The following is a 21,169-nucleotide window of genomic DNA, read 5'->3' on the forward strand; positions in this document are numbered from 1 at the left end:
TTGCGTTGTCCACAGGGGGGCGGGTGCGGTCGTACTTATGCGGGAATGGTGGCCGGGTCGCGTACGTTCCCTTTCATTGCGGCCACGCACCGCCGGCACCGGCCACGCACCGCCGCCACCGGCGTACCGAGCGAAACCAGAGGAGCGCGAGAGACCATGCAGGGACCTGTGACGATGTACAGCACCACGTGGTGCGGCTACTGCCGCCGTCTGAAGAGCCAGATGGACCGCGAGGGCATCGCCTACACCGAGATCAACATCGAGCAGGACCCGGCCTCCGCGGCCTTCGTCGAGAAGGCGAACGGCGGCAACCAGACCGTGCCGACCGTGCTCTTCGCGGACGGTACGACGCTGACCAACCCCTCGCTGGCCCAGGTCAAGCAGAAGGTCGGTGTGTGACCCGCGCGAAGCGGAGCGGACACCGGCGTCCGTACCCCCGGTCGTCGGAACCCGGGGGTACGGACACATCGCGGGGCCGGGCCCACGCGATGAGCGGGATCACACGGGCGTGCCGGGGACCGGGATGAACCCCGGGGCACAGGCCGCCGCCAGATTGAACGGGGTGAACGGCGTTCCGCTGAGGGTGCACACAGCCTCGTAGGCCAGTCCGTCGTGGGTCAGCAGGTTCACGAAGAGGCGGCGTGCAGGCTGGCTGACTCCGGTGGTGACCGCCACGGCGGTGTCCACGACACACCACGGGGCACCGGGAAGAACCCCCAGGTCTATCCAGAGTCCCGGGTTCCGGCTGTCATTGAGGAACGCGTTGCCCCGCTGGTCCGTCGTCGTGCGGAACTCCACGCCCTGAAGCTCTCCGTATTCGACGACGGCCGAGCTGATGTCGAGTTCGCTCCGGCCGCACTTGTTCCCCGGGTCCATGTCCACGTCGTCAGCGGACGCGGCGACGGCGGAGGTGGGGCGGTCCGGCGTGGGGCCGCTGCTGTGGGCGGCTGCGGGCGGGGCCATGAGGGCCCCGAGGAGTACGGCTCCGGTAACGGCCGAAAGCATCATGCGCGGATTCTCCTTGTGCGGGAAGAGGACCGCCCTGCAGCGCCGAATGGGATCTCTGCTCCAGCTGGCTGGCCTCGACGCGCGCGGCGATCTCTGGCCAGGTCGAGATCCCCCGAGCAGCGGACGCGGGCGCAGGATCCTGTCGACGATCACTCCGGGGGAGCATGCCGGTGCCCCGAACAGTCCACCCGACGCGCCCAAACCGGGGCGAGCGCGCTCAGTTCAGCGGCTTCGGCAGCGGCTCGCCGTACCAGAGCTCGACCAGACGCGCCGCGATCGAGATGCCCGAGGGAGGCAGGATCTCCCCCGACTCGATCGCCGCCCGCAGGTCCTCGCGCGAGAACCAGCGGGCCTCGTGGATCTCCTCGCCGTCGACATTGATCACCGAGCCCTCGGGTGAGGCGGCGCGGGCCATGAAGCCCAGCATCAGGCTGGACGGGAACGGCCAGGGCTGGCTGGCGACGTACTCGACCCGGCCGACCGTGACGCCCACCTCCTCGAACACCTCCCGCGCCACCGACTGCTCGATCGACTCACCCGGCTCGACGAACCCGGCGAGTGTCGAGAAGCGGCCCTCCGGCCAGTGCATCTGGCGGCCCAGCAGCGCACGGTCGTCCTCGTCCGTCACCAGCATGATCACGGCCGGGTCGGTACGCGGGTAGTGCTCGGCGCCGCAGGCCTGGCAGCGGCGGATGTGGCCGGCCGCCGCGACGACCGTGCGCTCGCCGCAGCGCGAGCAGAAGCGGTGCAGCCGCTGCCAGTTCTCCAGGGCGACCGCGTGCACCATCAGGCCCGCGTCCCGGGGCGAGAGCAGGAGCCCGGCCTCGCGGAGCCCGGCGGGGCGCGCCGACTGGTCGATGCGGCCGGGCAGTGCGTCCTTCTGCAGCGCGAAGTAGCTGACGCCGTCCTCGTCCGTGCCGAGGAAATAGCGGTGCGTCTCGGTCGGCGGGGCCTCGAAGGCCGGCGTCATGACGAGTGCGGTGCCGCCGTCGGGGGTGTCGTCCACCAGCACCTGCCCGCCGGAGACCACGAAGACGCGGGTCGTCGGGTGGCTCCAGGCGGCGGCGAGCCAGGCCTCGTCGAGGCGGTGGTGGGCCGCCCGGTCGATACCGCTCGGGGCGGTGAGCCCGATGGGACGGTCGGCGCCGAGCTCGGGGCGGCCGCGGTGGTCGGTCGAGATGCTCACAGGTGCTTCCAACTCCCCGGGGGTGGGTGTGGGTGGGACGGGCTGCTCAGGCGCTGTGCCGGGTGGCCGGGTCCGGACCCGGGGGCCGGAGACCCCCCAGGTCGTCCCAGAGGTACGCGGTGGTTTCGACGCCCTTGAGGAGCAGGTCGAGTTCGACCTTCTCGTTGGGGGCGTGCCAGCCGTCGGAGGGTACGGAGATGCCCAGGAACAGCACCGGCGCGTCCAGCACGTCACGCAGGTCGGCGGCCGGTCCGGAGCCGCCCTCGCGGGTGAACAGGATCTGCTTGCCGAAGGCCCGGCCCATGGCGCGGACGACAGCCTGGAGCGCGGGGTGGTCCAGCGGGGTCAGGCAGGGGCGGGTCGCCGCGCCGAAGGTGATCTTGTGGCGGATGCCGGCCGGGACCTGGGCGGCGACCCAGTCGCGTACGGACTGCTCGATCCGGTCCGGGTCCTGGCCCGCGACCAGCCGGAACGACAGCTTCAGCTGGGCGCTCGAGGGGATGATCGTCTTGCCGCCCGGGCCCTGGTAGCCGCCGCCGATGCCGTTGACCTCTGCGGTCGGGCGGGCCCAGATCCGTTCCAGCGTGGTGAGCCCGGCCTCGCCGAGGGTGCCGTACGACTTGGCCGTACGCAGCCACTCGGCCTCGTCGACGGGGAGCTGGGCGAACAGTTCGCGCTCCTGCTCGGAGAGCTCGACGACGCCGTCGTAGAAGCCGGGGACGGTGACCCGCTCGTCGGCGTCGTGCAGGGCCGCGACCAGGCGCGCCGCGGTCGTCGCCGGGTTGGGCACGGCGCCGCCGAAGGAGCCGGAGTGGATGTCCTGGTCCGGTCCGTACAGGTCGATCTCGCAGTCCGCGAGCCCGCGCATGCCGGTGCATACGGTGGGGGTCGTCTCCGACCACATGCCGGTGTCGGAGACGATCACGGTGTCGGCGGCGAGGCGCGCCGCGTGCTGTTCCACCAGGGCGCGGAAGTGCGGCGATCCGGACTCCTCCTCGCCCTCGACCAGCAGCTTGAGGTTCACCGCGGGGGCGGTCCGGCCGGTGGCGGCCAGGTGGGCCCGTACACCGAGGGTGTGGAAGAAGACCTGGCCCTTGTCGTCGGCCGCGCCGCGTCCGTACATCCGGCCGTCGATGATCTCCGGCTCGAAGGGGTCGGTGTGCCAGCCGTCCGCGCGTGCCGCGGGCTGTACGTCGTGGTGGCCGTACACCAGCACCGTGGGGGCCTCGGGGTCGCCGGAGGGCCACTCGGCGAAGACCGCGGGCGCGCCGTCGGTCGGCCAGACCTCGGCGACCGGGAAGCCGGTCTCCGCGAGCTTCGCCGCCAGCCAGTCGGCGCTGCGCCGTACGTCCGCGGCGTGCTCCGGCTGCGCCGATACGGACGGGATGCGCAGCCAGTCGGCGAGGTCGGCGAGGAAGGCGTCGCGGTGGTTCTGTATGTACGTACGGACGGCGCTGTCCGGGGTGTCGCTCATGCCCCGAGCCTATCTGCCCCGCTTCGCCGGGCTTTCCTCACCCGGCCTCACCCGGCCTCACCCGGCCTCACCCGGCCTCACCCGGCCTCACCCGGCCTCGCCCGGCCTCGCCCAGCAGGATGCGCTCCAGGCCTGTCCGGCCGGGCAGGCGGGCAGGGCGGACGACCTCGCCGGTGCGGACATAGAGGAACGCCGCACGGACCTCCTCCGGGGGGAGGCCGTGCTGCTCGGCCCAGGCGAGCCGGTAGATCGCGAGCTGGAGGGGGTCGGCGGTGCGGTGCCGGCTGGTCTTCCAGTCGACGATCTCGTACGTGCCGGCGCCGCGGCCCGGGTCGTCGTCCTGGTAGACGGCGTCGATCCGGCCGCGGATCACCCGGCCGGCCAGGGTCAGCTGGAAGGGCACCTCGATGCGGTGGGGGGTGCGGTCGGCGTACGGGCTGCGCTCGAAGGCCTCCTTGAGCGCCTCCAGGTCGCGTTCGTCCGCGATCTCCGCGTCTGTGCCGGGCAGCTCGTCCGGGTCGAGCATCGGGAGCTGGAGCTCCTCGAACCGTGACTCCACCCAGGCGTGGAACCGGGTGCCGCGGCGGGCCGCCGGCTGCGGCGGTCGGGGCATGGGCCGGGCCAGCTCCTGCGCGAAGCCGTCGGGATCGGCGGCGAGGCGCAGCAGCTGGGAGGCGGAGAGGGAGGGCGGCAGGGGGACGTCCCGGACGGTGGCGCGGGCGCGGCGCAGCTCGCCGGTGAGTGCGTCGAGGTCCCGGTCCCAGGACGCGAGGAGGCGGGCCTCCTCGCCCACGAGGCGCTCGCGGGGGGCGGGGATGCGGGGTGCGGCGGGCTCGGGTCCGGGGGTGTGTTCCCCAGCCCCGCCCCTTCCCGAAAGCGGGGGCAAGCCCCCGCCCCCCCAAGCGCCCGCGCCGCCCCGCCGGCCCGGACCGGAGGCCGCCGGCCCTGCGGCTGCTTCGCGACGCCGCGCGTCCGCTTCCCCGGCCGCGCCGGGACCCGGCGTCCGGGTCGTGCCGAGGTCACCCGCCGGCCCGGCGGGCTCGGCTTCGCCCGCCTCGCCGGCGACTCCGGGGCCCTCTTCGCGGCATCGCGCATTCGCTTCCCCGGCCGGACCGGGACCCGCCGGCCCGGCGCCCGCTCCGCCGCGCCGCGCGTCCGCTTCCCCGGCCGCGCCGGGGCCCGGTGCTCGGGCCGTGCCGAGGTCACCCGCCGGGCCGGCGGGCTCGGCTTCGTGCCAGGGGTCTTCCTCCGGCCAGGGGGGCCAGTCGTCCGGGTCTTCCGGGGGCTCGGGGTCGTCCCGGGGCGGCTCCGTGTCGTCGGCCGCCGACGCGGCCAGTTCGTCCAGGTGGGCCAGTACCGTTTCGGCCGCGTGCCGGCGGCGGGTCAGGGAGGTCGGGTCCAGGGGGAGCGGCCAGGCGTGGTCCGCCACCGCCGTGCGGAGGGACGGGTTCTCCTCGTCCTCGGCCGGCTCGTCCGCCCACACCTCGATCTCGCCGTGCCCCGCGGCGCAGTGGTCGTACAGCGCCCGCAGGAAGTCGGACGGGCCGCGGTGCCGCTTCTGGGTCGGGCCCCACCAGTGGCCGGAGCCGAGGAGCAGGGAGCGCGGGCGGGTGAAGGTGACGTACCCCAGGCGCAGTTCTTCCGTGGTCTGGTGCGCCTTCATCGCGTCCTTGAACGATTTCAGGCCCTTCGTGTCCCACGCGCCGACCTCCGGGAGGGTCTCCGCGTCGCCCCGCAGCGCGTGCGGGAGGACCTTCGGCTGGGCGGTCCACGACTCGCGCCCCTGCTCGCTCGGGAAGTGCTTGGCCACCAGCCCCGGCACGGCCACGACGTCCCACTCCAGGCCCTTGGACTTGTGCGCGGTGAGCACCTTGACCGTGTTCTCGCCGCCGGGCAGGGCGTTGTCCAGGCCCTTCTCATACTGCGCGGCCGTGCGCAGGAAGCCGAGGAAGGCGAGCAGGCTCGCCTGTCCGTCCAGTGCCGCGAAGCCCGCCGCTGTGTCGAGGAAGTTGGAGAGGGTCTCGCGGCGACGCGCGGCCAGGGCATGCGGCGACGCGGAGAGTTCCACGTCGAGGCCGGTGGTCGCGAGCACCCGGTGGAGCACGTCCATCAGCGGGTCGGCGAGCGAACGCCTCAGGTCGCGCAGCTCGGCGGCCAGCCGGGCGAACCGGACGCGGGCGTCGGTGGAGAAGGGCAGGCCGTCGTCCGTGCCGTCCGGCTCCAGGAACGTGTCCAGCGCGTCCGCCAGCGAGACGACCTCGAACGGGTCGACACCCTCCACCGCCTCCGCCAGCCGACGGTCGGGGTCGTCGTCCGGGTCGCCGTCCCCGTGCGCGTACCGTACGAGCCGGCGCGCCCGGCGCCCCAGCAGCGCCAGGTCCCGGGCGCCGATGCGCCAGCGCGGGCCGATCAGCAGCCGGACGAGCGCGGCGTTCGCGCCGGGGTCCTGGAGGACCTCGCAGACCGCGACCAGGTCCGCGACCTCGGGCAGGTGCAGCAGGCCGGACAGCCCGACGACCTCGACCGGGATGTCGCGGGCGACCAGCGCCCCCTGTATCTCGGCGAAGTCCGTCGCCGTGCGGCACAGCACCGCGATCTCGCCGGGCTCCTTTCCCGTACGCACCAGGTGGGCGATCGAGTCGGCGAGCCAGTCCAGCTCCTCCGCGTGGGTCGGCAGCAGCGCGCAGCGGACGATGCCGTCGCGCTCGGCGCCGGGCGCGGGCCGCAGCGCCTCCACCCCCTCGTGCAGGGCGCGCAGCGGGGCGGCCAGGCGGTTGGCGAGGTCGAGCAGGCGGCCGCCGCTGCGGCGGTTCTCGCTGAGGGAGTAGCGGGCGGCGGGGCGGCCGTCGGCGTACCGGAAGTGGGCGGGGAAGTCGTCGAGGTTGGCGACGGACGCACCGCGCCAGCCGTAGATCGCCTGGCACGGGTCGCCGACCGCGGTGACCGCGTGGCCAGCGCCCTCCCCTGGGACTCCGTCCTGGGGAGACCCCGTGCCGAACAGGCCGGAGAGCAGGAGCCGCTGGGCGACGGACGTGTCCTGGTACTCGTCGAGCAGGACAACGCGGAACTCCTCGCGCAGGATCCGGCCGACCTCCGGGCGGGTGGTCGCGAGCCGCGCGGAGAGCGCGATCTGGTCGCCGAAGTCGAGGAGGTCGCGGCTGCGCTTCTGCTCGCGGTAGCGGGTGGTGAGGTCGAGGAGTTCGAGCCGGGCCGCGGCGGCCTCGGGGACCTTGCGCAGGTCGGCGTTGGTGAGCTTGGCGTCCGCGAGGGTGTCGAGCAGCTCGGTGTCGTACGCCCGGAGGCGGCCGGGATCCACCAGGTGCTCGGCGAGTTCCGCGTCCAGCGCGAGGAGGTCGCTGACCAGGGAGGGGACGGACTTGGTCAGCGCGGGGTACGGACCGGGGGCCTCCCGCAGTACCCGCGCGGCGAGCTGGAAGCGGGTCGCGTCGGCCAGCAGCCGGGCGGACGGCTCCAGGCCGATGCGCAGGCCGTGGTCGGTCAGCAGCTGCCCCGCGAAGGCGTGGTACGTCGAGATGCGCGGCTCGCCCGGGGGATCGTCCGGGTCCAGCGCCTCGGGGTCGGTCACCCCGGCCCGTACGAGCGCGGTCCGCACGCGCTCGGCCAGCTCCCCCGCGGCCTTGTTGGTGAAGGTCAGCCCGAGCACCTGCTCGGGGGCCACCTGCCCGGTGCCGACCAGCCAGACCACCCGGGCGGCCATCACCGTCGTCTTGCCGGAGCCGGCTCCGGCCACGATGACCTGCGGGGCGGGCGGCGCGGTGATGCAGGCCGTCTGCTCCGGGGTGAACGGGATGCCGAGCAGCTCTTTGAGCTGCTCGGGGTCGGTGATACGTGCGGACACCCGAGAGAGGCTAGCCCGGCCCACTGACAACCCTGACAACCCGGGCTCGGGGGCCGCGCTCCCGTACCGCGACACGTGGGGCAAGCGGCGCGCGGCACGTGTGACACGGCACACGCGGCGCGCGGCACCCGCACGCGACACCGGCTGCTACTCGACGATCTGCCGGCCCTCCGGCTGCGCGCTGCACGACGCCCGGAACGCGCAGTGCGTGCAGTGCTGGCCCGCCGAGGGGGTGAAACGCTCGTCGAGGACGCGTCCCGCCGCGGTGGCGAGCAGATCGCCCACCCACTCCCCCGTCGGCGGCTCCTGAGCCTGCACCCTGGGGACGCTCTCGCCGCCGTCCCGCTTCGCCGCCCCCTGGCGCAGCTGGACGAGTTCGGCTCCGCCCGGCGGCGGGCGGAGGCCGTCGAACGCCTCGTCCACCGCGCCCTCGCGGACCGCGAGCTGGTAGACCGCCAGCTGGGGGTGCCGGGCGACCTCGTCCTTCGTGGGTGCCCCCTTGCCGGTCTTGAAGTCGACGACGTACGCGCGTCCCTCGGCGTCCGTCTCCACCCGGTCCATCGAGCCCCGGATCCGCACCTGGTACTCGCCGGCTCCGAGCGTCACGTCGAAGTCGTGCTCGGTGGCGACGGACGTGCGGCCCGCGCGGTCCATGACGTGCCAGCGCAGGAAGCGCTCCAGGGCGGCTCGCGCGTTCTCCTTCTCCTGCTGCGACTTCCAGGGCGCGTCGAAGGCGAGGCCGTCCCAGACCGAGTCGAGCCGCTCCATGAGGACGGCGAGGTCGGCGGGCGTACGGCCGGAGGCGACCTCGTCGGCCAGGACGTGCACGACGTTGCCGAACCCCTGCGCCGCCGTGGCCGGCGCGTCCGCCTTCACCTCACGGCCCAGGAACCACTGGAGGGAGCAGGTGTTGGCGAGCTGGTCCAGCGCGCTGCCGGACAGGGTGACCGGCTGGGACCGGTCGCGCAGCGGGACCGCGCTGTGCGTCGGCTCGTACATGCCCCACCAGCGGTACGGGTGCGCCGCCGGCACCAGCGGGCGGCCGTCCTCGTCGCTGAGCGCGGCGAGGCGCGCGAGCCGCCGGGCGGCGGCGTCGCGCAGTGCGGCCGAGGCGGCCGGGTCGACGGTGGTGGCCCGCAGCTCGGCGACGAGCGCGGCGACGGAGAGCGGGCGGCGGGGGCGCCCGGTCACGTCCTTCGGCTCGGCGCCGAGTTCGGTCAGGAAACGGGAGGGCTGGTCGCCGTCGTCGGCCGGTGCCTTGACCGCGGTGACGACGAGGCGCTCGCGGGCGCGCGTCGCCGCGACGTAGAACAGCCTGCGCTCCTCGGCGAGGAGTGCGCCGGGAGTGAGCGGCTCGGCGAGCCCGTCGCGGCCGATCCGGTCCGCCTCCAGCAGCGAACCGCGGCGCCGGAGGTCGGGCCACAGTCCCTCCTGTACGCCGGCCACGACGACGAGCCGCCACTGAAGGCCCTTGGCGCGGTGCGCGGTCATCAGGCGTACGGCGTCGTGGCGGGCCACGCGCTTGCTGAGCGTGTCGGCGGCGATGTCCTCGGCATCCAGCTCCGCGAGGAGGTTGAGCGCGCCGCGTCCGCCGGTGCGTTCCTCGGCGCGGGCGGCGGTGTCGAACAGCGCGCAGACGGCGTCGAGGTCGCGGTCGGCGTTGCGGCCGGACGCGCCGCCGCGGCGCGCGGCGCGCTCCAGGCGCTGCGGCCAGGGGGTGCCGTTCCACAGTTCCCACAGGGCCTCTTCGGCGGTGCCGCCGCCTTCGAGCAGCTCGCGCGCCTTGCGAAGCAGCGCGCCAAGGCGCTGGGCTCCGCGGGCGTACGCCGGATCGTGCGCGACCAGCCGTTCGGGCTCCGCGAGCGCGCGGGCGAGCAGTTCGTCGGACGGCGGGGGGACGCGGTTGCCGGCCGCGCGCTCCTCGTCACGCAGCGCGCGGCCGAGCCGCCGCAGGTCGGCGGCGTCCATCCCGCCGAGCGGCGACGCGAGCAGCTCGACGGCGGTCTCGACCCCGAGCCACGTCGCCGGAACAGGCTCCGGTGCGTCGGAGTCCGCACCGGGCGGGTGCTCCTCCCACCCAGCCGCCCCGCCCCCCGGAGCAGGCTCCGGTCCCTCGCCGCCGCCGCTTGCCGCGAGCGGCAAGCCACCCACGTCACCCGCCCCGGCCACGGGCGCGGCGGGGGGCTTCGCCGGTGGGCGGGGGAGGGCTGCCTCCGCCACTGCTCGCAGTGCCGTCAGCAGAGGCGTCACCGCCGGTTCGTGGCGGAGGGGGACGTCGTCGCCGTCCGTTTCCAGGGGGACGCCCGCCGACGTCAGCGCGCGGCGGATCGACGGGATCGTGCGGCCGCCCGCGCGGACCAGGACCGCCATCTCGCTCCACGGCACGCCCTCTTCCAGGTGCGCGCGGCGCAGCAGGTCCGCGATGTTGTCCAGTTCGGTGCCCGGTGTGGGGTAGGTGAAGACCTCGACACGGCCGCCGTCCCGGACCGCGGCCAGTTCCCGGTGGGCCCGGACCTTCTCCGCCGGCAGCCGGGTCAGCGGCATCCGGCGGGTCAGCAGCCGTGTCGCCGCCAGCAGGTCGGCTCCCGAGCGGCGGGAGGTGGTCAGGACCTCGACGGGCGCGGGGCTGCCGTCGGTGCGGCGGAAGCGGTGCGGGAAGTCGAGGATGCCGTTGACGTCCGCGCCGCGGAACGCATAGATCGACTGGTCGGGATCGCCGAAGGCGACCAGCGTGCGGCCCTGGCCGGCGAGCGCGTGCAGCAGCCGGACCTGCGCCGGGTCCGTGTCCTGGTACTCGTCGACGAACACCGCGTCGTACCGCGTCCACAGCCGCCGCGCGACCTCCGGCCGCTCGGCGAGCAGCACCGCCCGGTGGACCAGTTCGGCGTAGTCGAGGACGCCCTGCATGTCGAGCACGTCGAGGTACTCGGCGAGGAACGCCGCCGCCGCTCCCCAGTCCGGCCGCCCGGTACGGGCCGCGAACGCGCCCAGCGCATCCGGCCCGAGGCCCAGTTCGCGCGAGCGCGCGAGGACCGCCCGTACCTCGTCCGCGAAGCCTCGCGTGGTGAGGCAGGCGCGCAGCTCGTCCGGCCAGCGGATGTGCTGGGACTCCAGCTGGCCGGCGAGGAGCTCGCGTACGGCCACGTCCTGCTCTGGGCCGGACAGCAGCCGCAACGGATCGGCGAACAGATCGCTGTCCTGGTGCGCGCGGACCAGGGCGTAACAGAAGGAGTGGAAGGTGGTCGCCTGCGGTCCGTGCCCGGCACCGCCCAGCCGCAGGGCGGTCCGGTCGCGCAGTTCCACCGCCGCCTTGCGGCTGAACGTCAGGACCAGGATCCGCCGGGGATCCGTGCCGGCCGCGACGCGCGCGGCCACCGACTCGACCAGGGTCGTGGTCTTGCCCGTGCCCGGTCCGGCCAGGACCAGCAACGGTCCGCCGGTGTGGTCAACCACCGCGCGCTGGCGTGCGTCCAGAAGAGGAGAATCCACCGGCCCCGGCGGGGTACGCACCAGTCGGTACGCGCCGGGGGTCCGCTGCCGCGTCTCGCGACGGTGCGGTGGCGTGTGCCGAGTGGAGGGGGAGGAGCTCACGTGGGTCGCCGGTCCTGGTGGGTGTGCGGAGTGGTGGCGGCGTGCTGACGGGGCCGCGTGCGGAAGACGCTACGCCAGCGGGAGCCGGGGTCGCAGCGGGTCCGCCCGGTACGCCGTACGGTCCTCCGGCACCCCGCGGCGCCGCCGAATGGCGGAAGCTAGCAGGTGTGAGCCTTTCCCGCGCCGCCGCCCGCGTGGCCAGCGACCACGTGGCCGCCGCCGACCGCCTGGTCACCGCCCCCGTGGCCGCCCACCGCGCCGCCGCCCGCGTGGTGGTCGCCGCCCATGTGGCCGCCCACCGCGTAGTGGTCGCCCGCCACGTGGTCACCGCCCGCGTGGTCACCCACCGCCTGGCCGCCACCCCCGTGGCCGCCCACCGCGTGGCCGCCGCCCCCGTGGCCGCCCTCGCCGTCGGCGAGGGCGTCGCCGGCGCCGTCCCATCGCGCCCGCTTCATGTCGACGCGTGGCAGATGGCCTTCGGTCGCGCGGCCCGCCTCACGCAGCGGGGTGCCCTCGGCCCGGTAGTGGCCGAGCGCGCGCAGTTCGTGGCCGGGCAGCAGTACCCCGTCGGCCCGTATCACCCGCCACCACGGGACGGCTCCGCCGTACAGGGCCATCACCCGGCCCACCTGCCGCGGTCCTCCCTCGCCGAGCCACTCCGCGACATCTCCGTACGTCATCACCCGGCCGGGCGGAATCGCTTCCGCCACTTCCAGGACCCGTTCCGCGTACTCGGGCAGCTCGTCGCTCATCCGTCCCATACTGCCGCACCCCACCGACAGCGCCGCCGGGCCGGTGTTACGCATCGCACGTGTGCGCAATGCACCCTGATGCCTCCCGGTGGCGCCCGGCCGTGCCACCATCATCCGGGCGGTGACCGGTGATACGAGATCAAGAAGAGACGGCGAAGGAGCAGGGCGTGCAGCCTCCGCAGACGGAGACGACCCCTGACACCGAGGCACGCCCCGACCTGCCGGAGACCGCGCCCGGGGCCGTGCCTGAGAACACGCCCGAAGCCACGCCCGCGACCACACCCGAAGCCGCCGACCACGCCACGGACACAACCACCGCCCCGGCCGTGCCCGTCATCGAGGCCGTCAGCGAACGCGTCGAGGGCGACGAACCGCTCCTCCCCGCCCGCGTACATCGCCCCTCCGACCTGGTGCGGGTCCTGGTCGGCATGCTCGGCATCGCCGTCGTGCTGGCCATCGCGGCGTTCGCCCACGGCACCACCGAGGGCCTGGAGCAGGACATCAGCAAGGGCACGGGCCAGGCGCCCGACCTGCTGATCAAGCTCGCGGGTCTGGTCTCCAGCATCGCCGTCCTCCTCGTACCGGTCGCCTTCGCCATCGAACGGCTGATCAAACGCGACGGACTGCGGATCGCGGACGGCGTACTCGCGGCCGTCCTCGCCCACGGCGTCACCCTGGCCACCGACCTCTGGGTGGCGCAGGCCGCCCCCGGCACCATCCGCGACGCACTCACCCAGCAGGCCGCCGGCGACGCGCTCACCGATCCGGTGCACGGCTATCTCGCCCCCGTCATCGCCTACATGACGGCCGTCGGGATGGCCCGCAGACCCCGCTGGCGGGTCGTGCTGTGGGCGGTGCTTCTGCTGGACGCCTTCGCGATGCTCGTCGGCGGGTACACCACCCCGTTCTCGATCATCCTCACCGTGCTGATCGGCTGGACCGTCGCGTACGGGACGCTGTACGCCGTCGGCTCCCCCAACGTCCGCCCCACCGGCCAGACCCTCCTGGCCGGCCTGCGCCACGTCGGCTTCCGCCCGGTCAGCGCCATGCGCGCCGAGGAGATCCCCGACTCCACCGACCACGGCGACCGCGGCCGCCGCTATCTGGTCGCCCTGGAGCACGGGCCGCCGCTCGACGTCACCGTCGTGGACCGCGAGCAGCAGGCGCAGGGCTTCTTCTACCGGGTGTGGCGCCGCGTCACCCTGCGCGGCATCACCCAGCGCCGCAGCCTGCAGTCGCTGCGCCAGGCGCTGGAGCAGGAGGCGCTCCTCGCGTACGCGGCGATCGCCGCCGGCGCCAACGCCCCCAAGTTGATCGCCACCTCCGAGCTGGGCCCGGACGCGGTCATCCTCGTGTACGAGCACCTCGGCGGCCGCTCGCTGGACTCGCTGGCCGACGAGGAGATCACCGACGAGCTCACGCGCAGCGCCTGGCGCCAGGTCAAGGCCCTCCAGTCGCGGCGCATCGCGCACCGCCGGCTGGTCGGTGACGCCATTCTGGTGGATCGTTCCGGCACGGTGATCCTGACGGACCTGCGCGGCGGCGAGATCGCGGCGAGCGACATCGTCCTGCGGATGGACATCGCCCAGCTGCTCACCACCCTCGGCCTGCGGGTGGGCGCCGAGCGCTCGGTCGCCGCGGCGGTCGCGGTGCTCGGCGGCGACGCGGTCGCGGACTGTCTGCCGCTGCTCCAGCCGATCGCGCTGAGCCGCTCCACCCGCGCGACGCTGCGCAGACTGGCCCGCGAGCGTGCCCAGCGCGAGCGCGAGGCCGTCCTGGGGGCCTCCGGGTCCGACAACGACGAAACGCCCGGGACCGGGGACGCCCAGAGCGCGGACCGGAAGGCGGTACGCGCGGAGAAGCAGGCCGGGAAGGCCGGGAGGAAGGCCGAGAAGCGGGCTCTCGACGAGGCGATGGACGAGGCGCGCGAGGAGGATCTGCTCACCCAGATCCGTGGCCAGGTGCTGCTGATCCGGCCGCAGGCACCCGTCGAACCGGCCCGGCTGGAGCGGATCAAGCCCAAGACCCTGGTCAGCTTCATCGCCGGCGCGTTCGCCGCGTACTTCCTGCTCTCGCAGCTGACCCACATCGAGTTCGGCACGCTCCTCGACCGGGCGGAGTGGGGCTGGGTGGCCGCCGCCGTCCTCTTCTCGGCCCTCAGCTACATCGCGGCGGCCATGAGCCTGCTGGGGTTCGTGCCTGAGCGCGTGCCGTTCCTGCGGACCGTCCTGGCGCAGATCGCCGGCTCCTTCGTGAAGCTGGTCGCGCCGGCGGCGGTCGGCGGTGTGGCGCTGAACACCCGCTTCCTCCAGCGCTCGGGCGTACGCCCCGGGCTGGCCGTGGCGAGCGTCGGCGCCTCCCAGCTGTTCGGCCTCTCCTGCCACATCCTGCTGCTGCTGGCTTTCGGCTATCTGACCGGAACCGAGAAGACGCCGTCCCTCACCCCCTCCCGGACCGTGATCGCGGGTCTGCTGACGGTCGCCGTACTGGCCCTGGTGGTGACGGCGATCCCGTTCATGCGGAAGTTCGTCGCGACCCGGGTCCGCTCGCTGTTCGCCGGTGTGGTGCCCCGCATGCTGGACGTGCTCCAGCGGCCGCAGAAGCTGTTCACCGGCATCGGCGGCATGCTGCTGCTGACCGGCACCTTCGTGATGTGCCTCGACGCGTCGATCCGCGCCTTCGGCGGCAGCCAGACGATCAGCTACGCGAGCATCGCGGTGGTCTTCCTGGCGGGCAACGCGCTGGGCTCGGCGGCGCCGACGCCGGGCGGTGTGGGTGCGGTGGAGGCGGCCCTGATCGCGGGCCTGATCGCGGTCGGGCTGGAGAAGGAGGTCGCCGTGCCGGCCGTGCTGCTCTTCCGGCTGATGACCTTCTGGCTGCCGGTGCTGCCGGGCTGGCTGTCGTTCAACCACCTCACCCGCAAGGGCGCGCTCTAGCGAGCTCGGAGCGCTGTCCGCCCTGGTCAGGCGGGGTTCGGGCAGGCGTCACGTCACTCGCTTGGCCCCTTCCCCGCGCGCGCCTCACGGGCGGGCGGCGCACGATGGGTTACATGCCGACTTCCGACACCCCGCGGGCCGCCGGTCTGCGCGCCGCCGCGCTGACCGCCACCGCAGCCGTCCTGCTGTCCCTCGCCGGAACCGGCTGCGCGGACGGCAGCGGCAACGGCCAGGGCCAGGACCTCGGCAAGCAGCAGCTCGACTGGCAGGACTGCCCGACTCCCTCGGCCGCCCAGGGCAACGGATCCGCGCCCTCGCCACTGCCCGGCGGCACCGAGTGGCAGTGCGCCACCCTGCAGGTCCCGCGCGACTACGCCGAGCCGGACGGGGAGACGATCGACCTCGCCCTGATCCGGGGGCAGGCGCGCGACCAGGACAAGCGCATAGGCTCGCTGATCTACAACTTCGGTGGGCCCGGCGCCTCCGGCGTCGCCACTCTGCCCAGCGCGGCAGAGGACTACGAAAGGCTCCGCGAGCGGTACGACCTGGTCAGCTTCGACCCGCGTGGAGTGGGCCGCAGCGCGGGCGTGAAGTGCCTGAACGACCAGCAGCTCGAAGCGTATTCCGCCGAGGACGCCACTCCGGACAACGCCACCGAGTTGCAGACTCTCACCAAGCTCGACAAGACGTACACCGCGGCATGCGAGAAGAACTCCGGCGCCGTCCTTCCCCACGTCGGGACACTCAACGCCGTCCGCGACATGGACCTGATGCGCCAGGTCCTCGGCGACGACAAGCTGTACTACTTCGGCATCTCCTACGGCACCGAGCTGGGCGGCGTGTACGCCCACGAGTACCCCGAGAAGGTGGGCCGGGCCGTCTTCGACGCCGTGGTCGACCCCACCAAGGACGCCGAGCAGAGCTCTCTCGCTCAGGCCAGGGGCTTCCAGCTGGCGCTGGGCAACTTCGCCCAGGACTGTGTGGACCGCGGCGACGAGTGCCAGCTGCAGGGCAGCACCGCCGAGGAGATCGAGCAGAACATCATCACGTTCCTGAAAGAGCTCGACACACGGCCCATCGCCGGTATCGGCGAGCGCGAACTGACGCAGTCCGCCGCCGCCAACGGCATCGCGTTCGCCCTCTACTCCAGGGAGTTCTGGCCGCTGCTCGAACAGGGCCTCGACGAGGCCGACGGGGGCAACGGCCAGCTCCTGCTCTCCATGTCGGATGCCATGAACGGCCGCAACGAGGACGGAACGTACAGCAATCTGATCGCCGCGCACACCGCCATCAGCTGCGCCGACTCCAAGGACCGTTACACCCTCGCCGAGACCCGGGCGAAGCTCCCCGCCTTCCGCAAAGCCTCGCCCGTGTTCGGCGACTGGCTGGCCTGGGGACTGATGGGATGCACCGGATGGCCGGTGGCCGGTGCGTGGAACCACCCGGACGTCAGCGCGCCGGGCTCGGACCCGATCGTGCTGATCGGCACCACCGGTGACCCGGCGACGCCGTACGAGGGCACGCGCAAGATGGCCCAGGCGCTGGGCAAGGGCGTCGGCATCGAGGTGACGTACCGGGGCGAGGGCCATGGCGCCTACAACGGCGGCAACAAGTGCGTGCAGGCCGCCGTGGACGGCTACCTGCTCCGGGGCAAGGTCCCGGCCGCCGGGACGGTCTGCGACTGACCGCACCTAGGATGTCGAACATCCGTCCTGTCGTTGAACTGGGGGTCCGTCGTGTCGAGGTGGGTACGGACGGGAGCACTGGCTGCCGCGGCGCTGCTCATGACCGGGGCTCTGGCCGCCTGCGGCGACGGCCCCGGGAACCCGTCGGAGGACGGCAAGGCCAACCCCGTGCCCTCGGCCGCCGGGAAGTCCGACAGCCCGGCCACCGGCACCCAGAAGCTGGACTGGAAGTCCTGCGAGGCACCCGTCAAGGCCCGCGGCAGCGACGCGCAGGCGCCGGGCAGCGCCTGGGAGTGCGCCACGATGCGGGCCCCGCTCGACTACGCGAAGCCGGACGGGGAGACCCTCGGTATCGCGCTGATCCGCTCCCGCGCCACCGGGCCGGGCAAGCGGCTCGGCTCGCTCGTCTTCAACTTCGGCGGCCCCGGCGGCTCCGGCGTGGCCGCCCTGCCGGGCGCCTCCCAGGCGTTCGGCAAGCTGCACTCCCGGTACGACCTGGTCAGCTTCGACCCGCGCGGGGTCGCCGAGTCCTCGGCCGTCGTCTGCCAGGACGACGCGCAGGCCGAGCGGTCGTTCGGGCTCGACTCCACCCCCGACACCGCCGCCGAGGAGAAGACCTACCTCGACGACTCGGCGGCGTTCGGCGCCGGCTGCCTCAAGCGCTCGGGCAGGGTGCTCCCGTACGTCGGGACCACCAGCGCCGCCCGGGACTTGGACCTGATCCGCCAGGTGCTCGGGGACCGCAAGCTCAACTACTTCGGCTTCTCGTACGGCACGGAACTCGGCGGCGTGTACGCGCACCTGTATCCGCGGCACGTCGGGCGCATCACGCTGGACGCCGTCGTCGACCCGTCCGCCGACTTCGTCGGCCACTCCCGCAACCAGGCCATGGGCTTCCAGCGAGCCCTGGACAACTACTTCGCCTCGACCGGCACCCCGGCCGAGGCGGGCACCCGCCGGGTCGTGCGGCTGCTGGACCGGCTCGACCGGCAGCCGCTGCCCGCCGAAGGCGGACGCCGGCTCACCCAGAGTCTCGCCGTCACGGGCATCATCAAGCCGCTCTACAGCCAGGACAACTGGCCGCTGCTGACCGAGGCCCTGCGGGCGGCCGAGCGGGGTGACGGCACCCCGCTGCTGCGGCTGGCCGACTCCTACAACGACCGGGACGACAACGGCCGCTACGGCACCGGGCACCACGCCCAGCGGGCCATCTCGTGCGCCGACGCGAAGGGCCGGGTGTCCGCCGACGAGGTCCGGGCCCGCCATCTGGCCGACTTCACCCGGGTCTCGCCGGCCTTCGGGCCGTACCTGGCCTGGGACCTGGCGGGCTGGTGCGCCTCCTGGCCCGTGGCGGGCGAGTCCGAGACCCCGGAGGTGAGCGCACCGGGCGCGCCCCCGATCCTCGTCGTCGGCGGTACGGGCGACCCGGCCACGCCGTACGAGGGCGCCCGGCGGATGGCCGCCGAACTCGGCCCGAAGGTGGGCGTCGAGATCACGTACCGGGGCGAGGGACACGGCGCCTACACCACGGGCAACGCGTGTATCGCCAAGGCCGTGGACCCGTACTTCCTGGAGGGTAAGGTCCCGGCGCCGGGGACGACCTGCTCGTGAGCGGGCATGGGCATACGTGAAGGGGCCGGCCCGCGGCTGCGGGCCGGCCCCTTCACGTATGTACTCCTAGTAGATCGGCTTCTCCGGCTCGATCTGGTTGACCCAGCCGATCACGCCGCCGCCCACGTGCACCGCGTCCGCGAAGCCCGCGGACTTCAGCACCGCGAGGACTTCCGCACTGCGGACACCCGTCTTGCAGTGCAGGACGATGCGCTTGTCCTGGGCGAGGTCCTGGAGGGCGTTGCCCATCAGGAACTCGTTCTTCGGGATCAGCCGGGCGCCGGGGATCGAGACGATCTCGTACTCGTTGACCTCGCGGACATCGATGATGTCGATGTTCTCGCCGTCGTCGATCCACTCCTTGAGCTGCTTGGGAGTGATCGTCGAGCCGAGCGCCGCCTCCTGGGCCTCCTCGGACACGACGCCGCAGAAGGCCTCGTAGTCGATGAGCTCGGTGACGGTCGGGTTCTCGCCGCAGACCGCGCAGTCCGGGTCCTTGCGGACCTTGACCTGGCGGTACTGCATCTCCAGGGCGTCGTAGATCATCAGGCGGCCGACCAGCGGCTCACCGATGCCGGCGAGCAGCTTGATGGCCTCGTTGACCTGGATGGAGCCGATGGACGCGCAGAGCACACCCAGCACGCCGCCCTCGGCGCAGCTGGGGACCATGCCCGGCGGCGGGGGCTCCGGGTAGAGGCAGCGGTAGCAGGGGCCGTGCTCGGACCAGAACACGCTCGCCTGGCCGTCGAAGCGGTAGATCGAGCCCCAGACGTACGGCTTGTTCAGCAGCACGCAGGCGTCGTTGACGAGGTAGCGGGTCGCGAAGTTGTCCGTACCGTCGACGATCAGGTCGTACTGGGAGAAGATCTCCATCACGTTCTCGGCTTCGAGCCGCTCTTCGTGAAGGACCACGTTGACGTACGGGTTGATCCCCAGCACCGAGTCGCGGGCGGACTCCGCCTTGGACCGGCCGATGTCGGCCTGGCTGTGGATGATCTGGCGCTGCAGGTTCGACTCGTCGACCTCGTCGAACTCCACGATGCCGAGCGTGCCCACGCCCGCGGCGGCCAGGTACATCAGGGCGGGCGAGCCCAGGCCGCCCGCACCCACGGCGAGCACCTTGGCGTTCTTCAGCCGCTTCTGCCCGTCCATCCCGACATCGGGGATGATCAGGTGGCGGGAGTACCTGCGGACCTCGTCAACGGTGAGCTCAGCAGCTGGCTCGACCAGGGGTGGCAGCGACACGGGGACTCCGTAGATCGGTAAGTCAGTACGGTTGTTCTCCCCGTAACACTGCCACGCCCTCCTTCATTCCGAGACACCCGTTCCGATACGCGAGACGATTTCGTCCCAGTAGCCGGGCAGGGCCTCCCAGGGGTCGGCCGAGCCGCCGCGGTCCGAGCGGTCGGTGAAGTAGATCGTCCCGGCGCCCTGCCAGCGCGCGATGCGCGTGGCCTCCTCCAGATGCGTGCGCGGGACGCCGTGGACGAAGTGGCAGAACCGCTCGGGCGGATGTGCGGCCGTCCACTCCGCCACCTGTGACCAGCGGTACTCGCTCCACGGCCCGGCGAAGGTGACGAGCTGGTCGGCGATCTCGGCGTAGCCGGGGTACGGATGGGTGCCGTGGCCGAGCACCAGATGGCCGCCGCCGAGCAGCGACCGGAGGGCGGCCGTGGTGCGCCGGACCTCCGGGAGGGCTGTCCGCTCGGTGGGGCAGCGGTCCAGCCGGAAGCCGTCCACCTGGTACCAGTCGACGAACCGGTGGGCGTCGGAGAGCAGCTCCCCGAAGGTACGGGCCCCGTACGTCAGGTCGAGGTGGCCCAGGACGCGGGTGCCCGCGTTCCGCAGCCGGCCGGCCGCCTCCAGGCAGTGCGGGTCGGGGCGGGTGCCGGGGCCGTTGGCGACGTTGAGCACGGCCCAGTGCAGCGGCGTCCCGGGGCGGGTGAGCTCCGCCCACTCGACCGGTGCCACGAGGGGATGGGCGTAGCCCGGGATGCCGAAGCCGAGGCGGCCGGCGTCGGTGGCGGCGCACGCGGCGCCGGTCGTGGTCAGATGCGGCATGCCGCCTCCATCCAGATGTCGGCCAGGGACTCCTCGAGGTTGATCCGGGGCCGCCAGCCGAGCCGGTCCCGCGCGGTGCGCACATCGGCCTGCTGCCAGCTGCCGCAGCCGTCGGGGTACGGGTACGGCGGCGGCGCGCCCAGCTGTTCGAGGGTGGGTTCGGAGCGGGGGGCTCCGATGGACGCTCCCAGGCCGCCGGGGCGGCCGGCGGGAGCGTCGAGTTCGTGCAGGGCGCCGCCGTAGCCGGCGACCCTGGCGAGTACGGCGGCCGCGTCCCGCAGCCGTACGGCGCGTCCGGTGCCGATGTTGACGACCCCCTGGGCGGCGGAGAGCGAGGCGGCGTGCACGGCGCGGGCGACATCCCGTACGTCCACGAAGTCGCGCTGCACGCCGAGCCCGCTGAGTTTCAGCTCCCCGTCGCCGGACTGCATCGCGCGGCGCATCGCCTCGGCGAGGCGGCCCAGCGGTGAGCCGGCCGGGGTGCCGGGGCCGACCGGCGAGAAGACCCGCAGGACGACCGCGTCCAGGCCGGAGCCGAGGACCAGCTCGGTCGCGGCGAGCTTGCTCACGCCGTACGGGCCACCGGGGCGGGGTACCGCGTCCTCGGCGGTGGACGAGCCGGGCTGGCTGGGCCCGTACTCGGCGGCGCAGCCGAGCTGCACCAGGCGCGCCCCGCAGCCGCTGCGGCGCAGCGATTCGCACACGGTGGCGACGGCGACGGTGTTGTGCCGGGTGAGTTCGCGTGCGCCGCCGCGGGTGGCGCCGGAGCAGTTGATCACGACGCCGGGGTGTACGGCGTTGAGGAAGCGGGTCAGCGCACCGGGACTGCCGGTGGCGAGGTCGAACCGGACGTCGGCGTCGTCGCCCCGGCCCAGCGCGGTGAGCTGGACGGCGGGGTCGGCGAGCAGCCGGTCGGCGACATAGCGGCCGAGGTATCCATTGGCTCCGAGCAGCAGCACTCTCATCGTGCGGCCCCCTGGTGCCGACGGGCCGGTGCGGGTGGTTG

Annotated in this window: 13 protein-coding genes; 4 read left to right on the plus strand and 9 right to left on the minus strand. The window is 73.5% G+C overall.

Going from position 1 to position 21,169, the window contains the following annotated elements:
* Nucleotides 1-156: 156 nt before the first annotated feature.
* Nucleotides 157-399 (plus strand): mycoredoxin, encoded by a 243-nt coding sequence (locus ACWV17_RS04825; protein WP_455356046.1) that lies wholly within the window; start codon nt 157-159, stop codon nt 397-399.
* A gap of 99 nt (nt 400-498) precedes the next feature.
* Here the strand turns inward: ACWV17_RS04825 and ACWV17_RS04830 are convergent, their stop codons facing one another.
* The 6 genes from ACWV17_RS04830 to ACWV17_RS04855 form a co-directional block, all read right to left on the minus strand.
* Entirely contained in the window at nt 499-1,008 is a 510-nt protein-coding gene (locus ACWV17_RS04830; protein WP_455356047.1) for a hypothetical protein, read from the minus strand.
* Nucleotides 1,009-1,225: 217 nt separating this feature from the next.
* Nucleotides 1,226-2,206 carry an NAD(+) diphosphatase gene (nudC, locus tag ACWV17_RS04835; protein WP_455358599.1) on the minus strand — a complete coding sequence of 327 codons (981 nt, stop codon included), beginning with the start codon at nt 2,204-2,206 and terminating at the stop codon, nt 1,226-1,228.
* 34 nt (nt 2,207-2,240) lie between these two features.
* The gene (locus tag ACWV17_RS04840; protein ID WP_455358600.1) at nt 2,241-3,668 is read right to left on the minus strand and encodes a dipeptidase; all 1,428 of its coding nucleotides are present in this window, start codon (nt 3,666-3,668) and stop codon (nt 2,241-2,243) included.
* 67 nt (nt 3,669-3,735) lie between these two features.
* Nucleotides 3,736-7,527 carry a UvrD-helicase domain-containing protein gene (locus tag ACWV17_RS04845; protein ID WP_455358601.1) on the minus strand — a complete coding sequence of 1,264 codons (3,792 nt, stop codon included), beginning with the start codon at nt 7,525-7,527 and terminating at the stop codon, nt 3,736-3,738.
* A 147-nt stretch (nt 7,528-7,674) separates the two neighbouring features.
* A complete protein-coding gene (locus ACWV17_RS04850; protein WP_455358602.1) occupies nt 7,675-11,118 on the minus strand; it encodes an ATP-dependent helicase in 3,444 nt (1,147 codons plus the stop codon).
* 158 nt (nt 11,119-11,276) lie between these two features.
* The gene (locus ACWV17_RS04855; protein WP_455358603.1) at nt 11,277-11,870 is read right to left on the minus strand and encodes an MGMT family protein; all 594 of its coding nucleotides are present in this window, start codon (nt 11,868-11,870) and stop codon (nt 11,277-11,279) included.
* Between the two features lie 128 nt (nt 11,871-11,998).
* Here ACWV17_RS04855 and ACWV17_RS04860 point away from each other — a divergent pair, with 128 nt between their 5' ends.
* From ACWV17_RS04860 to ACWV17_RS04870, 3 genes are all read left to right on the plus strand, one after another.
* Nucleotides 11,999-14,806, plus strand: coding sequence for a lysylphosphatidylglycerol synthase domain-containing protein (locus ACWV17_RS04860; RefSeq protein WP_455358604.1), 2,808 nt, complete (start codon nt 11,999-12,001; stop codon nt 14,804-14,806).
* Between the two features lie 113 nt (nt 14,807-14,919).
* Complete coding sequence (locus ACWV17_RS04865) at nt 14,920-16,491, plus strand: alpha/beta hydrolase (RefSeq protein ID WP_455358605.1); 1,572 nt, start codon at nt 14,920-14,922, stop codon at nt 16,489-16,491.
* Between the two features lie 99 nt (nt 16,492-16,590).
* On the plus strand, nt 16,591-18,102 hold the full coding sequence (locus ACWV17_RS04870) for an alpha/beta hydrolase (protein WP_455358742.1): 1,512 nt from the start codon (nt 16,591-16,593) through the stop codon (nt 18,100-18,102).
* A 66-nt stretch (nt 18,103-18,168) separates the two neighbouring features.
* Here the strand turns inward: ACWV17_RS04870 and moeZ are convergent, their stop codons facing one another.
* From moeZ to ACWV17_RS04885, 3 genes are all read right to left on the minus strand, one after another.
* Nucleotides 18,169-19,347 carry an adenylyltransferase/sulfurtransferase MoeZ gene (gene moeZ, locus ACWV17_RS04875; protein ID WP_455358606.1) on the minus strand — a complete coding sequence of 393 codons (1,179 nt, stop codon included), beginning with the start codon at nt 19,345-19,347 and terminating at the stop codon, nt 18,169-18,171.
* A 63-nt stretch (nt 19,348-19,410) separates the two neighbouring features.
* On the minus strand, nt 19,411-20,163 hold the full coding sequence (locus ACWV17_RS04880; RefSeq protein ID WP_455358607.1) for a spherulation-specific family 4 protein: 753 nt from the start codon (nt 20,161-20,163) through the stop codon (nt 19,411-19,413).
* On the minus strand, nt 20,151-21,128 hold the full coding sequence (locus ACWV17_RS04885) for an NAD-dependent epimerase/dehydratase family protein (RefSeq protein WP_455356057.1): 978 nt from the start codon (nt 21,126-21,128) through the stop codon (nt 20,151-20,153). The genes ACWV17_RS04880 and ACWV17_RS04885 overlap by 13 nt, the downstream gene beginning before the upstream one ends.
* Between the last annotated feature and the right edge of the window lie 41 nt (nt 21,129-21,169).

Source organism: Streptomyces mabaensis, assembly GCF_053763515.1.